Here is a 16,280-nt window from a genome sequence, read left to right as displayed (position 1 = left end):
TCCTGACATCCTGTGAAGTCGACGATCTGATGTCGACCCTGATCGATCACGCCCGGGCGGGCGACCCGGTGGCCTGGAGCGAGTTCTACCTCCGGTACCGCGGCCCGCTGGTGACCTACCTTCTGCGGCGCACGAGAGGCGACCGCGCGCTGGCCGAGGATCTGACCCAGGAGACGTTCGTCCGCGCGATGCGCGCCATTCGCGGTTATCGATGGACCGGGACCGATTTCTCTGCATGGCTGATCACTATTGCTCGAAATCTTCTCAACGATCACTCCAGGCGAGCCATGAACACCGAGATTCCGGTATTCGAGATCCCCGAGCGGGATTCCGGCGTGAGCGTCGAAGGTCTCGTCATCTCTGCGTTCGAATCCGCCGAGAGCGCGGCCCGGCTCGAATTCGCCATGACAAAGCTCACCCGGGCGCAGCGGGAGGCGATCAGGATGCGGTACTGGGACGGCCTCACCGCGCGTCAGATCTCCCAGCGCACGGGCAAGGGCGTGGGGGCGATCAAGACGCTCGGCTACCGGGCCAGGGAACGGCTGCGGCAGGAGCTCACCGAATCCCACTGAACGGCGCACTCCGTGCCGGCCGGCGCCGCTGTCGGTGGTGCGGGGGATGCTGGTCGGCGAGGGCAACGGGAAGAGGGGTGCGCGATGGGGTTCGTCGGTGAGGTCTGGCGGCTGGTCCGGCTCCGGGAGCCGGGGCCCGGCGAGCCGGGATCCGAACCGGGTTCCGCGCAGGGGTCGGAGCCGGTGGGCGAGATCGTGATCGACGATACCGACTTCCCGTGGCTGCACGGCCGGTTCGTGCCGGGTCCCGCGTACCCGGCGGTCGAGCCGCTGTTCGTCCGGTCGGCCGCGCTGTCCGAGGCGGAGGACTGGGAGGCGTTCGACGAGGTCTACCGGCGGATCCGGGCCGCCGTGTCGCTCGGTTCACCGGCCGGGCCGGTGCCCGAGTTCCTGCTGCACATCGAGGGCGACCGCGCCTGGTTCCGGTGGAGCGACGAGCCGTTCGGTGACGACCCGGAATGACCTGCGGGGCGCCGGCCGGCCCGGTCGGGTCCGCCGCGCCCGGTGCCCCGCCGCGCCGCCGTTCGGCGTGTCGGGTGCCGCCCGGTTCCGAGCCCGGCATTGTGGGCGGTATGCGTACTTATGTCCGTTGCGTTCAGTCGGTGCGATGACCGGCCTCCGCCCGGGGCGGCGTGACGTCCTGTCAGGGCTGTGTCTCCTGGCCGCCACGGCCGTCGGCGCGGTCAGGGCGGGGGGACCGGCCGCGGCACGCGGGCCGTCACCGACCGCCCCCGCGCCGGCCGAAGACGCCGGGGAGCAGGCCGGATCCGAGCAGGCCGGATCCGAACAGGTGGGTTCCGAGCAGGTCGGATCCGCGCTGCGCGAGATGCGCGGGATGTGGATCGCCTCGGTGGAGAACCTCGACTGGCCCGCCGCGTCCGGGCTGTCCGCCGACCGGCTGCGCGCGGACTTCGCCGACCTCCTCGACCGGGCCGGGTCGATCGGCCTGAACGCCGTGTTCGTGCAGATCCGGCCCGCGGCCGACGCGTTCTGGCCGTCCCCGTTCGAGCCGTGGTCCCAGTGGCTGACGGGCGTTCAGGGCGTCGACCCCGGTTGGGACCCGCTGGACTTCATGGTGGAGGCCGCCCACCGGCGCGGTCTGGCGTTCCACGCCTGGTTCAACCCGTACCGGGTCTCGACGCAGGCCGATCCCGCCCGGCTGGCCGCCGACCATCCGGCCCGGCTGAACCCGCACTGGGTGGTGCCCTACGGCGGCCGGCTCTACTACGACCCGGGCCTGCCGGAGGTCCGCCGGTTCGTGCAGCGGGCGATGCTGGACGCCGTCACCCGGTACGAGCTCGACGGCGTCCACTTCGACGACTACTTCTACCCCTACCCGGTGGCCGGCGAGGACTTCCCGGACGACGCCGCGTACGCCGCGCACGGCGCCGGCTTCCCGGACCGGGCGGCCTGGCGCCGCAACAACGTGGACCTGCTGGTCTCCGAGATGCGCGAACAGGTGCTCGCGGCCCGCCCCGAAGCCGCCTTCGGGGTCAGCCCGTTCGGCGTGTGGCGCAACGCGCGCACCGACCCGGAGGGCTCCGACACCGCCGCCCTCCAGTCCTTCGACGCGCTGCACGCGGACACCCTGCACTGGATCCGCAGCGGCTGGCTCGACTACGTGGCCCCGCAGTTGTACTGGCCGATCGGCTTCGCCGCCGCGGACTACGCCACCCTGGCGCCCTGGTGGGCGGCCCGGACGGAAGGTACCGACACCCTGCTGTGGACCGGCCAGGCCGCGTACCGGGTCGGCGCGCCCACGCCCCCGGGCTGGCAGGACCCGGCGGAACTGTCGCGCCACCTGGCGCTCGACGCCGGACTGCCGCAGATCGGCGGCACCATCATGTTCAGCGCCCGGCACGTGCTGGCCGACCCGCTCGGCGCGATCAGCCTGCTGGCGGCCGAGCACTGGGCCCGTCCCGCGCTGACGCCCGTGCCGCCGCGTCTCGGCGGTGCTGCCGCGGCGCCGCCGGCCCCGGTGGTGAGCGTCACGGGCAGCGGCCCGGACGGGCTCCACCTCGCCTTCCGTGGCGCGGCGGGCAGCACGCCGTTCCGGTACGCCGTGTACGCCCGGGCGGTACCGGACCCCTCGACGGGCGCGTTCGCGGCGGGGGGCGCGGTCGGCCCGGTCGCCGTCGTGCCCGGCCCGGTGGGCCGGTTCACCGTCGCGGACGTCGGCGACGCCTGGCGCTACGCGGTCACGGCCGTGGACCGCGTCGGGCGGGAGAGCCCGGCCGGCCCGGTGGTCCGCGTGGCGGGCTGATCCGGCATCCGGCGCCCGGTGCCCGGCACCGTGCGGCCACCGTGCGGGCGGGTTCGGTGCGGCTTCGGTGCGGCTTCGGTGGCCGGGGCGCCGGTGTGGGAGGCGCCCCGGCCCCTGGGGGAGGGTGCCGGCCGTGCGCGCGCACGGCCGACCTGCTCGACAGCCCGTCATCGGGGGGTGGCGGAGCTGTCGTGATCAGGGATGCTAGACCCGGCCCAGCCCGAGGGGAAGCCCTTTGACCTGCGGTTTCTGCGGCCGCGAACATGTCAGCGCGAGCGGGTGGCCGGACGGGGACCGAAGGGGGCGGCCCCCGTCCCGCCCCGGTCCGCCCCCGACCGGGCGGTGGGCCGGGCCCGTGACGAGTGCGGAGAGGAAGAACCCATGACCGCCGCGTACGAGACCATCCGCACCAGGCTGGACGGCAACGTCCTGTCCGCCACCTTCGACGCCCCGCCGATCAACCTCATCGGCCCCGAGGTCGTCCGCGACCTGGTCGGCCTGCTCGACGAGCTCTCCCGTCCGGGCGCCGCGCGGGTGGTGGTCTTCGACAGCGCGGATCCCGACTTCTTCCTCCCGCACGTGGACCTGACCAAGGTGGCCGAGTACACCGCCGAGGCCGCGAAGGGCGCCGGCCCGGGGGACGCCTCGCTGGGCATGGTGTTCCGCAGGCTGAGCGAGAGCCCGGCCGTCACGGTGGCCAAGCTGCGCGGCCGCGCGCGGGGGGCGGGCAGCGAGTTCCTCCTCGCGTGCGACATGCGCTTCGCCGCCCGCGAGAGCGCCGTCCTGGGCCAGCCCGAGGTCGCCATCGGTGCCCCGCCCGGTGCGGGTGCGATCCAGCACCTCACCCGTCTGCTCGGCCGGGGTCGGGCCCTCGAAGCCGTGCTGACCTCGGCCGACTTCGACGCCGAACTCGCCGAGCGCTACGGATGGGTCAACCGCGCGGTGCCCGACGCCGAGCTCGACGGCTTCGTGGCCGGCCTCGCCGCGCGGATGGGGGAGTTCCCCCGCGATGCGCTGGTCGCGGCCAAGGCGGCCGTCAACGCCGTCAGCCTGCCGTCGTCGGCCGAGGTGCGGGCGGACGCCGCGCTGTTCCAGCAGTTCGTCCGGGGCGAGCCGATGCGGCGACGCACGGCGGAGCTGTTCGAGCGGGGTCTGCAGACCCGGGGCCGTACCGAACTCGACCTCGGTGCGGTGGTGGGGCGCCTGGAGGCCGTCGACTGACGCGGAGACGGGGGTCGATCAGGACGGGCCGGCCGTGGTGGCGGGGCTCGGCCGTCCGCGCAGGACGCCTATCTTGTCGATGCGGTGTTCCGGGTTGCCGTTGCCGTCGCGCCAGGTGTTGCCGGCCGCGTTGTCCTCCGGGGTGGCGCAGGTGGATATCGTGATCATCGCCTGGGTGGGCTGCGCGCCCGGCGTGCCGGGGACGGCGGCGCGCTGTTCGGCGAGCGACTGCTCGGACCGGAAGGAGGTCGTCCTGGTCCCGGTGATCTCGTACTCGTAGACCAGGCCGCCCGACGTCACCCGGACCACGTCACCGACCCGCAGCGACGGCAGGTCGTGCAGCGGGCCGCCCGCGGAGAGCCGGTGCGCCGTGACGAGGTAGTTGCCGACCTCGCCGGGGCCGACTCCGCCCCGGTCGCCGTACGGGCTGGCGGCCACTCCGCGGTTCTGGATCTCGGTGCCCGGCCGGTCGTCGGTGGTCCCGGCGTACGGCACGACCGGCAGGTCCTTCAGGCCGATCGCGGGTATCGCCAGCGAGGCGGTCTCGGTCCTGGGGCTGATCCGGCCGGGGCCCGGGACCGGCGTGGCCGGCGTCGTCGCGGTCGGTGAGGGGGTGCCCGGCGAAGCAGGGCCCGGCGACGGGGTGCCCGGGGAGGTGGTGGCCGGAGCCGCTGTGGGGGCGGAGGACCCGCTGCCGGCCGCGGCCGAGGAGGGGGCCCCCGCCGCCCGGCTGCCGTCCGAGGAGGCGGAGCAGCCCGCGAGTGCGGCGAGGACGGCGGCGGCGGACGCCGCGGCGAGGGCGGTGGCAACCCTGGGGGATCTGCGCATCGAACAGCCTGGGGGGTGTGGGGGGAGGGGGCGCGCCGCCGTACGGGTGGTGAGCGGCGCGCGGTGCGCCGACGGCGGTGACTTTCCAGCGTACGACGGCGGATCCCCCACGGCTCGGACGCCTGTTCCCGTACCGGTGGGTGCTACTGCACGTCGAACTCGTTGCCCTCCGGGTCGGCCATGGTGACCCACTGCCCGGACGGCTCCCTGACCTGCCGCAGCACCGTGGCGCCCAGGGCTTCGAGGCGGGAGACCTCGGCGTCCCGGCGCTCGGGGCCGGCGTGCAGGTCGAGGTGGAGCCGGTTCTTGACCTGCTTGGCCTCGGGGGCGGCCTGGAACAGGATCCGCCGGCCGAGTCCCATGCCGCTCGCCTCGTCCACCCGGTCCGCCGGGTGCCTGATCGCGGCCAGGTCCTTCCAGGCCTTCCGCCCGTCGACCAGGGTCAGCGCGTCCTGGGTGATCGCACCGGCGCCGAGCAGGTGCTCGATCAGGTCGACGTGTTCCTCCACCGCGTAGCCCAGGGCTGCCGCCCAGAACGCGGCCTGGGCGTGCGGATCGGCGGAGTCGATGACGAGTTTCCAGTCGAGAGTCATGTCACCGGTGATAGCGGCGCGGCGGCGCCACGGCAACCGGAGCCGCGCCGCACCCGAGGCCGGCACCCGGAGGCCGGGCCCGAGCCCGCACCGGAGGCCCGCAGCCGTGCCCGAGCCCGGCCTCGCCTCCTCCGGTCGCCCCGGAGTAAAGAAATCTTGACATCGTGTCGACGTTGCTTAACACTCATCCATGTCAGGTTTTCTTTACATGGGAAGGATGGCCGTGGCCGTCGAAGAGAAACGCGCGTGGATCATGATGGTGGTCGCCGTCGCCGCCTACGGCGGCTACCTGGCCGCCGTGCTCGGTGGCACCGGCGGTGCGCCGCTCGCCGAGGCGCCGTACGTGACGGCCCTGGTCGGATCGGTCGTCGCCGCGATCGTCGCGTCGATCGTCCTCAACATCCTGGTGGCGGTCCTCGGGCCGAAGGAGGCCCACACCAAGGACCAGCGGGACCGCGAGATCCACCGCTCCGGCGAGTACATCGGGCAGTCGTTCCTCGTCATCGGCAGCGTGACCGCCCTGCTGCTGGCGATGGCCGACGCCGACCAGTTCTGGATCGCCAACGCGATCTACCTGGGCTTCACCCTCTCGGCGGTCCTCGGCTCGGCCGCGAAGATCGGCGCCTACCGCGTCGGGTTCCACCCGTGGTGAAGCCGACCAAGGTCACCAACACCATCCGTGCGCTGCGCTTCGCCCACGGGGAGATGACCCAGGCCGAGCTCGCCCGCCGGATCGGCGTGACCCGCCAGACCGTCATCGCCATCGAGCAGGGCCGCTACTCGCCCTCCCTGGAGATGGCCTTCCAGATCGCCCACGTCTTCGCCGTACCGCTCGACGACGTGTTCCAGTACCCCGCCCCCGAAGGAGAAACCCCGTGAAGGCCATCGTCCACGACGTCTACGGACCGCCCTCGGTCCTCCGCCTCGACGAGGTCGAGCGCCCGGCGCCCGGCCCGGGCGAGGTGCTCGTCCGGATCCTGGGGGCCGGCCTCGACCAGGGCGTCTGGCACCTCACCGCCGGCATGCCGTACCTGGTGCGGACGCTGGGCTTCGGCCTGCGGGCACCCAAGGTCCGCATCCGCGGCCTGGACCTGGCCGGCCGGGTGGAGGCGGTCGGCCGTGACGTCACCCGCTTCCAGGTGGGGGACGAGGTGTACGGCACCTGCGACGGCTCCTTCGCCGAGTACGCGTGCACCACCGAGGACCGGCTCGCGCTGAAGCCGGCCAACCTCGACTTCCCCCGGGCGGCCGCCGTCCCGGTCTCCGCCTGCACCGCCCTCCAGGGCCTGCGCGACGCCGGACGGCTGCGGGAGGGGCAGACCGTGCTCGTCCTCGGCGCGGGCGGCGGCGTCGGCACGTACGCCGTCCAGCTCGCCAAGGCGCTGGGCGCCGCCCGGGTCACCGGTGTGTGCAGCACCGCCAAGACGGAGCTGGTCCGCTCGATCGGCGCCGACGAGGTCATCGACCACACCCGGGAGGACCCGGCCTCCGGTGCGCGGCGCTACGACCTGGTGATCGACACCGGCGGCAACCGACCGCTGCGGACGCTGCGCCGCGCCCTCACCCCGCGCGGCACCCTGGTCATCGTCGGCGGCGAGGGCGGCGGCCGGTGGATCGGCGGTTTCGACCGGCCGATGCGGGCGGCCCTGCTGGCCCCGTTCACCGGCCACCGGTTCCCGCTGCTCGCGGGCAAGCCGCGCCACCAGGACCTGCGGGTGCTGGCCGAGCACATCGAGGCGGGCCGGGTGACCCCGGTGGTCGAGCGCTGCTACCCGCTGGCCGAGGTGCCGCAGGCGCTGGCCCACCTGCGGGAGGGCACCGTCCGGGGCAAGCTGGCCGTCACGGTGCAGGCGGACTGACACCCGGTCAGGACGAGTCCGGGCCCTCGGTGGCGGGGTCCGGCCCCTCACCCGGCCCGGGCCCCGGGGCGTCGCCGACCCGCTCGCGCGCCCTGGCGTAGCGGGCGGCCAGCGGACCGTACGTCAGTCCGTGCAGCGCCAGGCTCATCAGCACCGTCATCGTCATCACCTGCCCGACCAGGTCGGCGCCGTGCGGGTCGACGGGGGCGAGGCCGATGAAGGCGAGCAGGCCGAAGACGATCGACGCCAGCCCGCGCGGCCCGAGCCACGCCAGCAGCCACCGGTCGGCCCGGCCCACACCGCTCCCCACCAGGCAGAGCAGGACGGGCGCGATCCGCACCACGGTCAGGGTCAGCACCGCGTACGCCACCACCCAGCCGTCGAACTCGCCGGTGAACGCCTGGGTGACGATCTTGCCGAAGACGAACCAGAGCGCCAGCGAGAGCAGCGTCCCGACGTCCTCGACCAGGTGCAACGCCTTGGGCGGCAGGGCCCGCGAGTCCGGGGTGAACCACAGACCCGCCACGAACGCGGCGACGAAGCCGTTGCCGTGCAGCACGATCGCCAGCCCGTACGCGAGCAGCGGCAGCGCGACGATCCCCAACCGGACGGCGGCGGGCCCGGTCCAGCCCGCCTGCCAGGACCGCCGCAGCAGCAGACCGCCCGGCTTGCCGACCAGCGCGCCCGCCAGCACCGCCCAGAGCATCGCGGCGAGCGCGTCCACCACCGCCTCGGAGGCGTCGCCCGGCCGGGCCCCGTACGTCTGCGCGCCCGCCAGGCAGACCAGGAAGACCGGGGCGATGACGCCGTCGTTCAGCCCGCTCTCCACCGTGAGCACCCCGCGCAGCCAGGACGGCAGCCGGATGTCACGGATCAGCTCCACGGCCGGCGCCAGATCGACCGGTACGGTCACCGCCGCGAACACCGCCACCAGCCACCAGCGACCGAACGGGAAGAACAGGCCGCCGACCAGCACCCCGAGGAAGAAGGTCAGCGGCAGGGCCAGCACCAGCAGCCGGGTCAGCAGCCGGCGCTGGCTGCGGATCACTCCGGCCGGCACGTGGGTGGCGTCGGTGAACAGCAGGACGGCGAGGATGATCTCGACCGCGTGCTCGGCGTCCGCGGTGGTCAGACCGACCTGCACCACCGGGTGCGCGCCCACCGTCAGCGCCACGCCCGCGACCGTCATGGCGACCGGCGCTCCGATGCTCCAGCGCTCCAACCGGCCGGCCACCAGGGCCCAGACGAACAGCGTCCCCATGGTGACGACCAGCGCGATCACGCCCGCACCTGCGCTTTCCCCGGTGCGTCACCGGACGGCGGCCAGAGCCCCCATGATCGTAGGGCCCGGTCCGGTCGGAGGGCGCACCTCGACCCGTCCCGCGTGTCCCGCCCGTCCCGGTCGTCCCGCCCGTCCTGCCCGTCCCGGCCCGTCGTCACCGGGAGCGGCCGGGGAGCCGCCGGGCCCTTCCGCGCAATCCCGTTGACACCCGCCCGTCACCCTGGCGATCATGCTCGGGCCGCCCACCGCCAACGCCGGTGACGGGCGCGCCCACAGGGGGGATCACCACCGTGTCCTTGGACATCACCGCAACCTTCCGGCCGACCGAACGGGAGGTCCGCCGCGCGCTGCGCAACCTCCCGGCGATGCGTTCCTACGCGGTCGTCACCCTCGCTCTGACGGCCCTCGGACTGCTGACCCTGCTGACCGACCGACCCAGCCCGGCGCTGGTGGCGATCGGCCCCGGCATCCTGCTGCTCGCCGAGTTCGGCGTCGTCCGGCTCGGCGCCCGCAGGACCGCACCTCTGCTCACCGAGCCGTGGACGGTACGGATCACCGACCACGCGTACGAACTGACCACGCCCGCCAGCCACGCCACCGTGCGGTGGAGCATGTACCGGCAGGTCACCGGCCGCGCCGGGTTCTGGTACCTGCAGCAGAGCAACCGGGCCTCCGGCTTCCTCCCGCAGCGCGCCTTCGACGAGGGTCAGCGGGCCGAGCTGGCGGCCTTCTTCGCGGCCACCCTGCCCCCCGTGAAGCGGCCCTGGTACCGGCTGGTGTGACGACGCCCGCGCGCGGGGTCCCTCCCTCAGCCGGGTGTGGCCGCCGGGTCCGGGGCCAGCCGCCCGTCCTGCAGCGTCCAGACCGTCTCGCCGCGCCCGCCGGGACAGCAGGTCGGATCCTCCGGGCCGTACCACTGCTCGGTCACCACCACCCGGCCCGTCAGCACCGTGACCTCCCGGATCAGGGTGGTGTGCACCCCCTCCGCCGGCCGGTGCTGCGGCGGGAGGGTGCCCAGCACCCTCGGACCGCTCCGGTCCGGGGTGAGGACGACCGCGGCGTAGGCGAGTTGGCCCGCGGCCGTCCCGCCGCCGTTGTCACAGCCCAGCACGGCGACGGCCTCCTCGCGGCCGTCGCCGTCGAGGTCGCCGTAGTACGCGTCGTGGGCGACACCCAGGTGGACGCGGCCCCAACGGGCGGAGTCGGCCTCGGCCTCACCCCCGTGGAACACCACCGGTGCGCCGATCTCGCAGAAGCCACCCGGCAGGGTGGCCGCCGACCAGTCGACCGTCCGCAGGTCCACCGGGGGCGGTGCGCCGTGCGAACAGGAGACGAGCACGGTGGCCGCCAGCACCGCGCAGAGCGCCGCCGCCGCGGCCCGGGGCGCCGCCATCAGCCGGCCCCCTGTCCCGCGGAGCCGGCCCCGGAGAAACTGAAGGTCCGCGCGTCCTGCGCCGTGAAACGGCCGTCGCGGGACGCCGCCCCGCCGATGTACAGGGCCCCGTAGCCCTCGAACGGCGCTCGCTCGCCCCCTTGTGGCTCGGGGCTGGCGGCCAGGCGGAACGGCCTGCCGTGGTCGTCCACCACCTTCCGCAGCGGTGGCTTGCCCGGGCGCGCCACGGTGAGGCGGAAGACGAAGTCGCAGTCCTGCGAGGCGGCCGACACGAAGGTCTGCACCGTCTCCTGCTCGCCCGGCTTGAGGGTGATGACCCGGCGGGCGAAGTAGCTGTCGCCGTCGGTGGTGCGGGCCAGACCGACGCCCTCCGTCAGCTGGAAGAACATCAGCTCGGTGTCGTCGCCGCCGTTGCCGCCGGTCGGGGCGTAGAACAGGGTGCCCGCCGGGGCGTTCGTCCGGCAGTCGCTCTTCTCCACCTCCAGGCCGGTGATCCGCACGGTGTCCGCACCGCCCCCGCTGAGGGTGATCCGGATCTGGGTGTACCCCATCCACACGGCGTCGTTGCGCGCGAACCAGGCGGCGAACGAGCCGTCGGCGCCGTAGTCGCCCCGGTTGAGCGCGTCCAGCCCGTCCGGCGACAGGTCGAGTGCCGCCGGCAGTCGGAAGCTCGTCCCGGGCATCGGGTTCACCACGTCCACCGCGTCGATCGCGACCGGCTCGCCCGGGAAGTGCAGGGAGAGCGCCCATACGACCGCGACCGCCGCCAGCACCACCCCCACGGTGGCCGGCAGCACGGCCCGCCGGGTGCGGCGGCGCGGTGCGGGGGCCGGCATCGAGATGTGCGCCGTCCCCGCCTGCACCACCGGCCCGTGGAAGGTGCCGCCCTCGATCCCGTTTGCCACCGACCGCACGGCCCGGGCGCTGTCCTCCGGATCCACCCCTGACCCCTCCCCGACGTCCTCGAAAGGGACCAGGGTAGGACGGGAGACCGACCCGGGACCGGGGAACGGCGGAGTCCGTACCCGACCGGGTGAGCAGGGCCCCCGGCACGGCAAGGGCGGGGCCGTCCGGAGGAGTTGGGGCAGCTGCGGGAGGCCGCGCACCGGACGTGCCGCGCCGGGCCGGTCACCGCGGCCCGGTGCCCCGCTCGGCGGTCTTCCGATGGCGGCTCCGGGCCGGCCGCACCACGCTGGGGGAGGGTCTTCCAGAGGCGGGGTCATGTCGGAAGTGATCGTTCAGCTCCGTGTCGCACCGCCCGGAGCAGTGGCCGGCGCACCCGCGTCCCCGGCCGGTGCCGTCGGCGCCGACCTCCTCCGGACGGGGCTGCGCCTGGAACCGCTGCACCCCGGCGCCACGGATCCGGCCTCGGCGACCTGGTACCGCGTCGACGTCCCGGCGGACCGGGACGTCCAGGCGGTGGCCGCGGCGTTGCGCGAGCGCGCGGACGTCCGGGCGGCCTACGTCAAACCCCCAGCAGCCACGCCGTGACCCTGACCCGTCGGAAGGAAACCCGTGTCCCCCAGCAGCAACGACAACGGCACCAGCAGGCCCCAGCGGCGCTCCGACGAGGCGCGGGGGCGGCCGGAACTCATCGCCATCGTCAAGCCGGACGCCGCCGTCCGGATCACCCCCTCGGGGGCGGTCGCCGACCACGGCGTCGACGTCGGCCGTCTCCATGAGCTGGCGGCGGCGTCGGACATCACGATGACCCCGCTGTTCGGCGCGGACGAGGCCCGGCTGCTCGCCCGGATGCGCGGCGGGCCGGCGGCGGCGCTCGGCCGCCGGCCTCCCGAGGAGACCGCGAGCCGGCTGACCCGCTTCTACCACGTCGACGCGCCCGAGGACCGGCTCGCCGAACTCGCAGCCGAGCTGCTCACCCTCGACGTGATCGACAGCGCCTACGTCAAACCGGCCGCCGAGCTCGCCGAGGCCGTGCGGTCCCCGTCGGCCACGGTGGCCGAGCCGATCAACGACATGGCCCCGACCGGGCCGGACGCCCCGCCGGCCACCCCCGACTTCACCGGCCGGCAGACCTACCTGGACCCGGCGCCCGGCGGCGTCGACGCCCGCTACGCCTGGACCCTGCCCGGCGGCCGCGGCGCCGGCGTCCGGGTGGTCGACTGCGAGTGGGGCTGGCGCTTCAGCCACGAGGACCTGCTGCAGAACCAGGGCGGCGTGGTCGCCGGCGCCGGAGGGTCGGACACCAACCACGGCACCGCCGTCCTGGGCGAGATCAGCGGCGACGCCAACGCCTCCGGCATCACCGGCATCGCGGCCGACGCGGTGATCAGCGCGTCCTCCTTCTCGCAGCCCACCGCCACCGCCATCCAGGCCGCCGCCGACCGCCTCGGCGCGGGCGACGTCATCCTGCTGGAGATCCACCGGCCGGGACCCAACAGCGGCGGCGGCGGCCAGCAGGGCTTCATCGCGGTCGAGTGGTGGCCGGACGACTACGAGGCCATCCGGTACGCCGTGGACAAGGGCGTCATCGTGGTCGAGGCGGCGGGCAACGGCGCCGAGAACCTCGACGACGCGACGTACGACACCCCGCAGCCGGGCTTCCCCTCGTGGTGGCACAACCCGTTCCGGCGGCGCGAACTGGACTCCGGCGCCGTGCTGGTCGGCGCCGGGGCGCCGCCGCCCGGCACCCACGACCGCAACGTCTGGGGACCCGACCGCTCGCGCCTCGACTTCTCCAACTACGGTTCCTGCGTGGACACCCAGGGCTGGGGCCGGGAGGTCACCAGCACCGGCTACGGCGACCTCCAGGCCGGCTCCGACCCGGACTTCTGGTACACCGACACGTTCAGCGGCACGTCGAGCGCCTCGCCGATCGTCGTCGGCGTCCTCGCCTGCGTCCAGGGCGTCCTGCGCGAGCAGGGCCGCAGTCTGCTGTCCCCGGCCCGCGCCCGGGAGGTGCTGCGGGCCACCGGTTCGCCGCAGCAGGACGCCCCCGGCCGGCCCGCCACCCAGCGCATCGGCAACCGGCCGGACCTGCGGCAGCTCATCCCCGCCGCGCTCGCCACGGCGAGCTGGACCGGAGTGCAGTTCCGCGACACCGTCGCCGCCGGCCGCACCGACAGCTGGTTCACCCACAGCTGGCCCGCGCACTGGCACGTGCTGTGGACGGTGGTGCCCACCTCGCCGCAGCCGGGCGCACCGCAACTGCGGTGGAACGTACGGGTCGAGCGGGCGAACGACGCCACCGCGACGTACTGGATCGACGTGACCAACCTGGTCGGCGACCCCGTCGACTTCGAGGCCCGCTACGCGGTCCTCGGCTGGTGAGAACGCCGCGAACCCCGGCCGGCGAGAGAGGAACGACCCATGCGGGTAGGAACGCAGTTCACCGCGGCGCTGGCTCCGGGCGAGACCGGGCAGTGGTTCAGCCACAGCTGGCCCGCGGACTGGCAGGTGGCGTGGACCTTCATGCCCATCACACCGCAGCCCGGTGTGCCGCAGATCGAGTGGGACGTCGAGGTCGAGCGGGCCTCGGAGTCCACCGTCACGTACTGGCTGACCGTCACCAACCTGGGCGGCGCGGCCCTGGACTTCGAAGGCCGCTACGCGGTTCTCAACTAGGAAGGGCCCGAACACGATGAAGATGCAGATCACCGTCACCGACGAGACGCCCGAGCGCGCCGTCGTCCGGGCCGGCGCCCGCACGACGGGGGGCGCCGCCGACGCCGGGCGCGCCCCGGGCGCCGCCGGCGCTCCCACTCCCACTCCCGCGGCCGACGCCCCGACGGCGCCGTCCGCCCTGGACGGGGGCGCCGCCCCCGCGTGGCTGGTCGAACAGGCCCTTCAGGCCGGCGGGAATCCCGCTCAGACCCGGGCCCGGGACGCGGGCGGCCCGGGCACCGCCTGAGCGGCGGGCGGAACCCGCCCACGGTGGATACCGTGGCCCATGTCAGGGGCCGGTGGCGGCCGCACTGCGCCGCCACCGGCCCGGTTAACCGAAGGGGTGACAGTCATGGCGGGAAACGACCTCGGAAGTCTGCTGGGCGGGCTGCTCGGCGGCGGACGCGGCGCGGGTGCCGGCAACCTCCTGGGCGCTCTGCTCGGCGCGCTCGGCAGCGGCGGCGGCGACTCGTTGAGCGGTCTGCTGCAGCAGCTCCAGGAAGGCGGCCTGGGGGCGAAGGCCCGGTCCTGGGTCGGTACGGGCGAGAACGAGGCCGTGACCGGAGCGGAGGTCGCGCAGGCGCTGCCCTACCAGGAGCTGGACCTCGTCGCGCGGCAGGCCGGCCTCTCCCCGGAGCAGGCCGCCGACCAGCTCGCCGTCGCCCTTCCGGAGGCGGTCGACCGGCTCACTCCGCAGGGCGAGGTCCCGGCCGGGTCCTGGGAGGACGTGATCGCCCAGGCCGGCCGGCGCTGATCCGCCGTCCCCCGGGCGGCCCCCGCGCGCACCGCCGCGGCCGGCGGTCACTCCGGCCCGTTCGTGAGCACCCCGCCGGCCCGGGATGATGTACTGCCCGGCATGGGAAGTTCTTACGTGGGGTACCGGAACGGTGGTTTCTGGGCGCGCGACTTCCAGGCGGAGGTGTGGCTGTACCTCCTGGCGCAGGAGGCCGGTGCCGCGGCCGAGCGGCCGGACTGGATCGCGGTGGCCGGCGAGGACTGGCAACTCCAGGCGACCGCGAACGGGTCGCGGCGGTCCTCGCTCTCTCGGAGCGGGTCCGGGAACGCCTCGCGGCGTGGGCCCCGGCGATCCCCGCGGCCGTCGTCGACGGCTTCCGGACGGGTGGCGAGGACTCCTCGTTCGGCGGCGACCTCGACACGGACGTCCTGCTGCGCTTCGGTGACGCCTTCGACGGACTGCTGCGCGGCGAGATCGAGGGGGAGGGCTTCCTGGCGGTGTACTGACGCCCTGCGGCAGTGGCGAGGCGCCGCCCCGCCGACCGGAGGCGCGGGTCGGCGGGGCGGCACGGTGGGGCGGCGCCGGGCTCAGCGGGTGACGCGCCAGCTGAGGGTGTCGGTGAGGGTGGTGCGCAGGTCCGGGTCGATGACGGCGCTCGTCGGGTCGGTCGCGACGGCGGTGAGGCGGTGGTGCAGCCAGCGGGGGCCGAGGAGGGGGAGGGCGGAGACGTCGATCGTGGTGCGGCCGTTCAGGGCGCGCAGCTCCCAGCCGTCGAGGTACCAGCGCAGGCGGGTGCCGGCGACGGGCAGGTCGACGGTGAGGCGGTCGGTGCGGGTCAGCAGGGTGTCGGCGGGGGTGGCGCTGCTGAGCGTCGACGCGTACCGGTAGAAGCCCGCGATCATCGCCTCTCGGCCGGGCAGGTTGAACTCCCGTCCCAGCGACCGCATGATCGAGTTGTCGGTGGGCCGGTAGATCCCGTGCGGGTAGTAGCCGCCGCCCTCGTACGCGCCGACGGTGCCGCCGTCGGGCGAGGTGCGGCCGAGCCAGCGGTACCACTTGGTGTGGGTGCGCCGCAGCTGGGTCGCGGTGAGCGTGGTGGTGTTGGCCTCGGCCGGCTCGTCCCCGTCGTAGGTGCCGTACCCGTCGTAGAAGTACTCGTCGGCGAGCTTGCCCAGGGAGTGGCCGGTCTCGTGGACGGCTATCTGGCCGGAGCGGGCGTTGCCGCCGGCCACGGTGGCGATGCCGGAGTAGCCGAGCGGGGAGACGACGTCGTTGTAGCCGGCGCCGCCGTACTTCGCGCTGTTGGCGACCACGATGACCAGGTCGGCCTGCGGGGCCTTGGCGGCGTACCGGTCCACGGCGTCGGTGTCGACGCAGAGCAGGCGTTCGATGTCCTCGCACCAGAAGGACGATCCGAGGGCCGTGTCGCGGACGGTGGCCCGGTCGGGGTCGCCGGTGACGCCGGACTGGGCGGAGTGGGCGTCCACGGCCCAGACGTTGAACAGCGAGCGGTAGGTCGCGTAGGGCTCGACGGCGGTGATCTCCTGCCACTTGGTGGCGGCGTCGGCGTGGAACCTGTCCTGTTCGGCCGCGGTGTAGCCGTCGCCGACGATCACCACGTCGAGCTTGGCGGCGGTGCTTCCGTTGCGGACGATCGGGGTGACCGTGCCGTCACCGGCCGGGAGTTCGCCGCGCAGCCGCGGGCCGGGGGCCCTTGAGGTGGCGGACACGTGGGTGCGGCTGATCGCGCCGTCCTCCGCGAAGACCTCGACCTGGTGACCGCCCGGCTGCGCCGTGCCGCCGACCGGGGCGGGTGCGGCCGTGGCGGCGGGCGCGGCGCCGAGCACCGCCAGGGTGGTGGTGCCGGCCAGGATCAGGGTGGTGAGTCTGCCTCTGCGCACTGTGCAAC

At 74.4% G+C, this 16,280-nt stretch carries 20 protein-coding genes; 14 read left to right on the top strand and 6 right to left on the bottom strand.

Annotated features, from left to right (window positions below):
- Window positions 1–29: 29 nt before the first annotated feature.
- From ACIOFR_RS21705 to ACIOFR_RS21690, 4 genes are all read left to right on the top strand, one after another.
- Entirely contained in the window at window positions 30–572 is a 543-nt protein-coding gene (locus ACIOFR_RS21705) for an RNA polymerase sigma factor (RefSeq protein WP_400999666.1), read from the top strand.
- 84 nt (window positions 573–656) lie between these two features.
- Window positions 657–1,034 (top strand): hypothetical protein, encoded by a 378-nt coding sequence (locus ACIOFR_RS21700; protein WP_400999664.1) that lies wholly within the window; start codon window positions 657–659, stop codon window positions 1,032–1,034.
- 328 nt (window positions 1,035–1,362) lie between these two features.
- Entirely contained in the window at window positions 1,363–2,835 is a 1,473-nt protein-coding gene (locus ACIOFR_RS21695) for a glycoside hydrolase family 10 protein (RefSeq protein WP_400999662.1), read from the top strand.
- A gap of 381 nt (window positions 2,836–3,216) precedes the next feature.
- Window positions 3,217–4,056 (top strand): enoyl-CoA hydratase/isomerase family protein, encoded by an 840-nt coding sequence (locus ACIOFR_RS21690; protein WP_400999660.1) that lies wholly within the window; start codon window positions 3,217–3,219, stop codon window positions 4,054–4,056.
- An 18-nt stretch (window positions 4,057–4,074) separates the two neighbouring features.
- On the opposite strand, the gene ACIOFR_RS21685 is transcribed toward ACIOFR_RS21690, so the two are convergent.
- Entirely contained in the window at window positions 4,075–4,884 is an 810-nt protein-coding gene (locus ACIOFR_RS21685) for a class E sortase (RefSeq protein ID WP_400999658.1), read from the bottom strand.
- Window positions 4,885–5,027: 143 nt separating this feature from the next.
- On the bottom strand, window positions 5,028–5,477 hold the full coding sequence (locus tag ACIOFR_RS21680) for a VOC family protein (protein ID WP_400999656.1): 450 nt from the start codon (window positions 5,475–5,477) through the stop codon (window positions 5,028–5,030).
- 223 nt (window positions 5,478–5,700) lie between these two features.
- On the opposite strand from ACIOFR_RS21680, the gene ACIOFR_RS21675 reads away from it, so the two are divergent.
- Genes ACIOFR_RS21675 through ACIOFR_RS21665 form a run of 3 tightly spaced genes read left to right on the top strand, consistent with a single transcriptional unit; the run spans window position 5,701 to window position 7,336 of the window.
- A complete protein-coding gene (locus tag ACIOFR_RS21675) occupies window positions 5,701–6,129 on the top strand; it encodes a hypothetical protein (protein ID WP_400999654.1) in 429 nt (142 codons plus the stop codon).
- Window positions 6,130–6,152: 23 nt separating this feature from the next.
- Window positions 6,153–6,356: a helix-turn-helix transcriptional regulator gene (locus ACIOFR_RS21670; RefSeq protein WP_400999801.1), complete on the top strand. Its 204-nt coding sequence runs from the start codon at window positions 6,153–6,155 to the stop codon at window positions 6,354–6,356.
- Window positions 6,353–7,336, top strand: coding sequence for an NAD(P)-dependent alcohol dehydrogenase (locus ACIOFR_RS21665; RefSeq protein WP_400999652.1), 984 nt, complete (start codon window positions 6,353–6,355; stop codon window positions 7,334–7,336). The genes ACIOFR_RS21670 and ACIOFR_RS21665 overlap by 4 nt, the downstream gene beginning before the upstream one ends.
- 7 nt (window positions 7,337–7,343) lie before the next feature.
- On the opposite strand, the gene ACIOFR_RS21660 is transcribed toward ACIOFR_RS21665, so the two are convergent.
- Entirely contained in the window at window positions 7,344–8,618 is a 1,275-nt protein-coding gene (locus ACIOFR_RS21660) for a cation:proton antiporter (RefSeq protein ID WP_400999650.1), read from the bottom strand.
- Window positions 8,619–8,914: 296 nt separating this feature from the next.
- Between ACIOFR_RS21660 and ACIOFR_RS21655 the strand changes: the two genes are divergently transcribed.
- Window positions 8,915–9,400 carry a YcxB family protein gene (locus ACIOFR_RS21655; RefSeq protein ID WP_400999648.1) on the top strand — a complete coding sequence of 162 codons (486 nt, stop codon included), beginning with the start codon at window positions 8,915–8,917 and terminating at the stop codon, window positions 9,398–9,400.
- Between the two features lie 26 nt (window positions 9,401–9,426).
- Here ACIOFR_RS21655 and ACIOFR_RS21650 read toward each other — a convergent pair whose 3' ends face one another.
- Both ACIOFR_RS21650 and ACIOFR_RS21645 read right to left on the bottom strand, forming a co-directional pair.
- The gene (locus ACIOFR_RS21650) at window positions 9,427–10,011 is read right to left on the bottom strand and encodes a hypothetical protein (RefSeq protein WP_400999646.1); all 585 of its coding nucleotides are present in this window, start codon (window positions 10,009–10,011) and stop codon (window positions 9,427–9,429) included.
- Entirely contained in the window at window positions 10,011–10,916 is a 906-nt protein-coding gene (locus tag ACIOFR_RS21645; RefSeq protein WP_400999644.1) for a hypothetical protein, read from the bottom strand. Before ACIOFR_RS21645 ends, ACIOFR_RS21650 begins: the two co-directional genes overlap by 1 nt.
- A gap of 316 nt (window positions 10,917–11,232) precedes the next feature.
- Here ACIOFR_RS21645 and ACIOFR_RS21640 point away from each other — a divergent pair, with 316 nt between their 5' ends.
- The 6 genes from ACIOFR_RS21640 to ACIOFR_RS21615 all read left to right on the top strand — a co-directional run bounded on the left by ACIOFR_RS21640 (window position 11,233) and on the right by ACIOFR_RS21615 (window position 14,877).
- Complete coding sequence (locus ACIOFR_RS21640; protein WP_400999642.1) at window positions 11,233–11,502, top strand: hypothetical protein; 270 nt, start codon at window positions 11,233–11,235, stop codon at window positions 11,500–11,502.
- A gap of 24 nt (window positions 11,503–11,526) precedes the next feature.
- Window positions 11,527–13,302, top strand: a complete 1,776-nt coding sequence (locus ACIOFR_RS21635) for a S8 family peptidase (protein ID WP_400999640.1) — start codon at window positions 11,527–11,529, stop codon at window positions 13,300–13,302.
- 39 nt (window positions 13,303–13,341) lie between these two features.
- Window positions 13,342–13,596 carry a hypothetical protein gene (locus ACIOFR_RS21630; RefSeq protein WP_400999638.1) on the top strand — a complete coding sequence of 85 codons (255 nt, stop codon included), beginning with the start codon at window positions 13,342–13,344 and terminating at the stop codon, window positions 13,594–13,596.
- A gap of 16 nt (window positions 13,597–13,612) precedes the next feature.
- Complete coding sequence (locus ACIOFR_RS21625; RefSeq protein ID WP_400999636.1) at window positions 13,613–13,882, top strand: hypothetical protein; 270 nt, start codon at window positions 13,613–13,615, stop codon at window positions 13,880–13,882.
- A 39-nt stretch (window positions 13,883–13,921) separates the two neighbouring features.
- Window positions 13,922–14,389: a YidB family protein gene (locus tag ACIOFR_RS21620; protein WP_400999634.1), complete on the top strand. Its 468-nt coding sequence runs from the start codon at window positions 13,922–13,924 to the stop codon at window positions 14,387–14,389.
- Window positions 14,390–14,556: 167 nt separating this feature from the next.
- Complete coding sequence (locus ACIOFR_RS21615) at window positions 14,557–14,877, top strand: hypothetical protein (protein ID WP_400999632.1); 321 nt, start codon at window positions 14,557–14,559, stop codon at window positions 14,875–14,877.
- 81 nt (window positions 14,878–14,958) lie between these two features.
- On the opposite strand, the gene ACIOFR_RS21610 is transcribed toward ACIOFR_RS21615, so the two are convergent.
- Window positions 14,959–16,272 (bottom strand): M64 family metallopeptidase, encoded by a 1,314-nt coding sequence (locus ACIOFR_RS21610; RefSeq protein WP_400999630.1) that lies wholly within the window; start codon window positions 16,270–16,272, stop codon window positions 14,959–14,961.
- Between the last annotated feature and the right edge of the window lie 8 nt (window positions 16,273–16,280).

Source organism: Kitasatospora sp. NPDC088346, assembly GCF_044740765.1.
Lineage (GTDB): Bacteria > Actinomycetota > Actinomycetes > Streptomycetales > Streptomycetaceae > Kitasatospora.
The sequence above is the reverse complement of the archived record's forward strand: the minus strand, read 5'-3'. Positions and strand labels throughout refer to the sequence as shown.

Bases quoted from the DNA above. Each gene is read 5' to 3' on its own strand.
- ACIOFR_RS21625 (WP_400999636.1), top strand. From the start codon at position 13,613: ATGAAGATGCAGATCACCGTCACCGACGAGACGCCCGAGCGCGCCGTC.
- ACIOFR_RS21630 (WP_400999638.1), top strand. From the start codon at position 13,342: ATGCGGGTAGGAACGCAGTTCACCGCGGCGCTGGCTCCGGGCGAGACC.
- ACIOFR_RS21620 (WP_400999634.1), top strand. From the start codon at position 13,922: ATGTCAGGGGCCGGTGGCGGCCGCACTGCGCCGCCACCGGCCCGGTTA.
- ACIOFR_RS21685 (WP_400999658.1), bottom strand. From the start codon at position 4,884: ATGCGCAGATCCCCCAGGGTTGCCACCGCCCTCGCCGCGGCGTCCGCC.
- ACIOFR_RS21650 (WP_400999646.1), bottom strand. From the start codon at position 10,011: ATGGCGGCGCCCCGGGCCGCGGCGGCGGCGCTCTGCGCGGTGCTGGCG.
- ACIOFR_RS21680 (WP_400999656.1), bottom strand. From the start codon at position 5,477: ATGACTCTCGACTGGAAACTCGTCATCGACTCCGCCGATCCGCACGCC.
- ACIOFR_RS21690 (WP_400999660.1), top strand. From the start codon at position 3,217: ATGACCGCCGCGTACGAGACCATCCGCACCAGGCTGGACGGCAACGTC.
- ACIOFR_RS21705 (WP_400999666.1), top strand. From the start codon at position 30: ATGTCGACCCTGATCGATCACGCCCGGGCGGGCGACCCGGTGGCCTGG.
- ACIOFR_RS21640 (WP_400999642.1), top strand. From the start codon at position 11,233: ATGTCGGAAGTGATCGTTCAGCTCCGTGTCGCACCGCCCGGAGCAGTG.
- ACIOFR_RS21700 (WP_400999664.1), top strand. From the start codon at position 657: ATGGGGTTCGTCGGTGAGGTCTGGCGGCTGGTCCGGCTCCGGGAGCCG.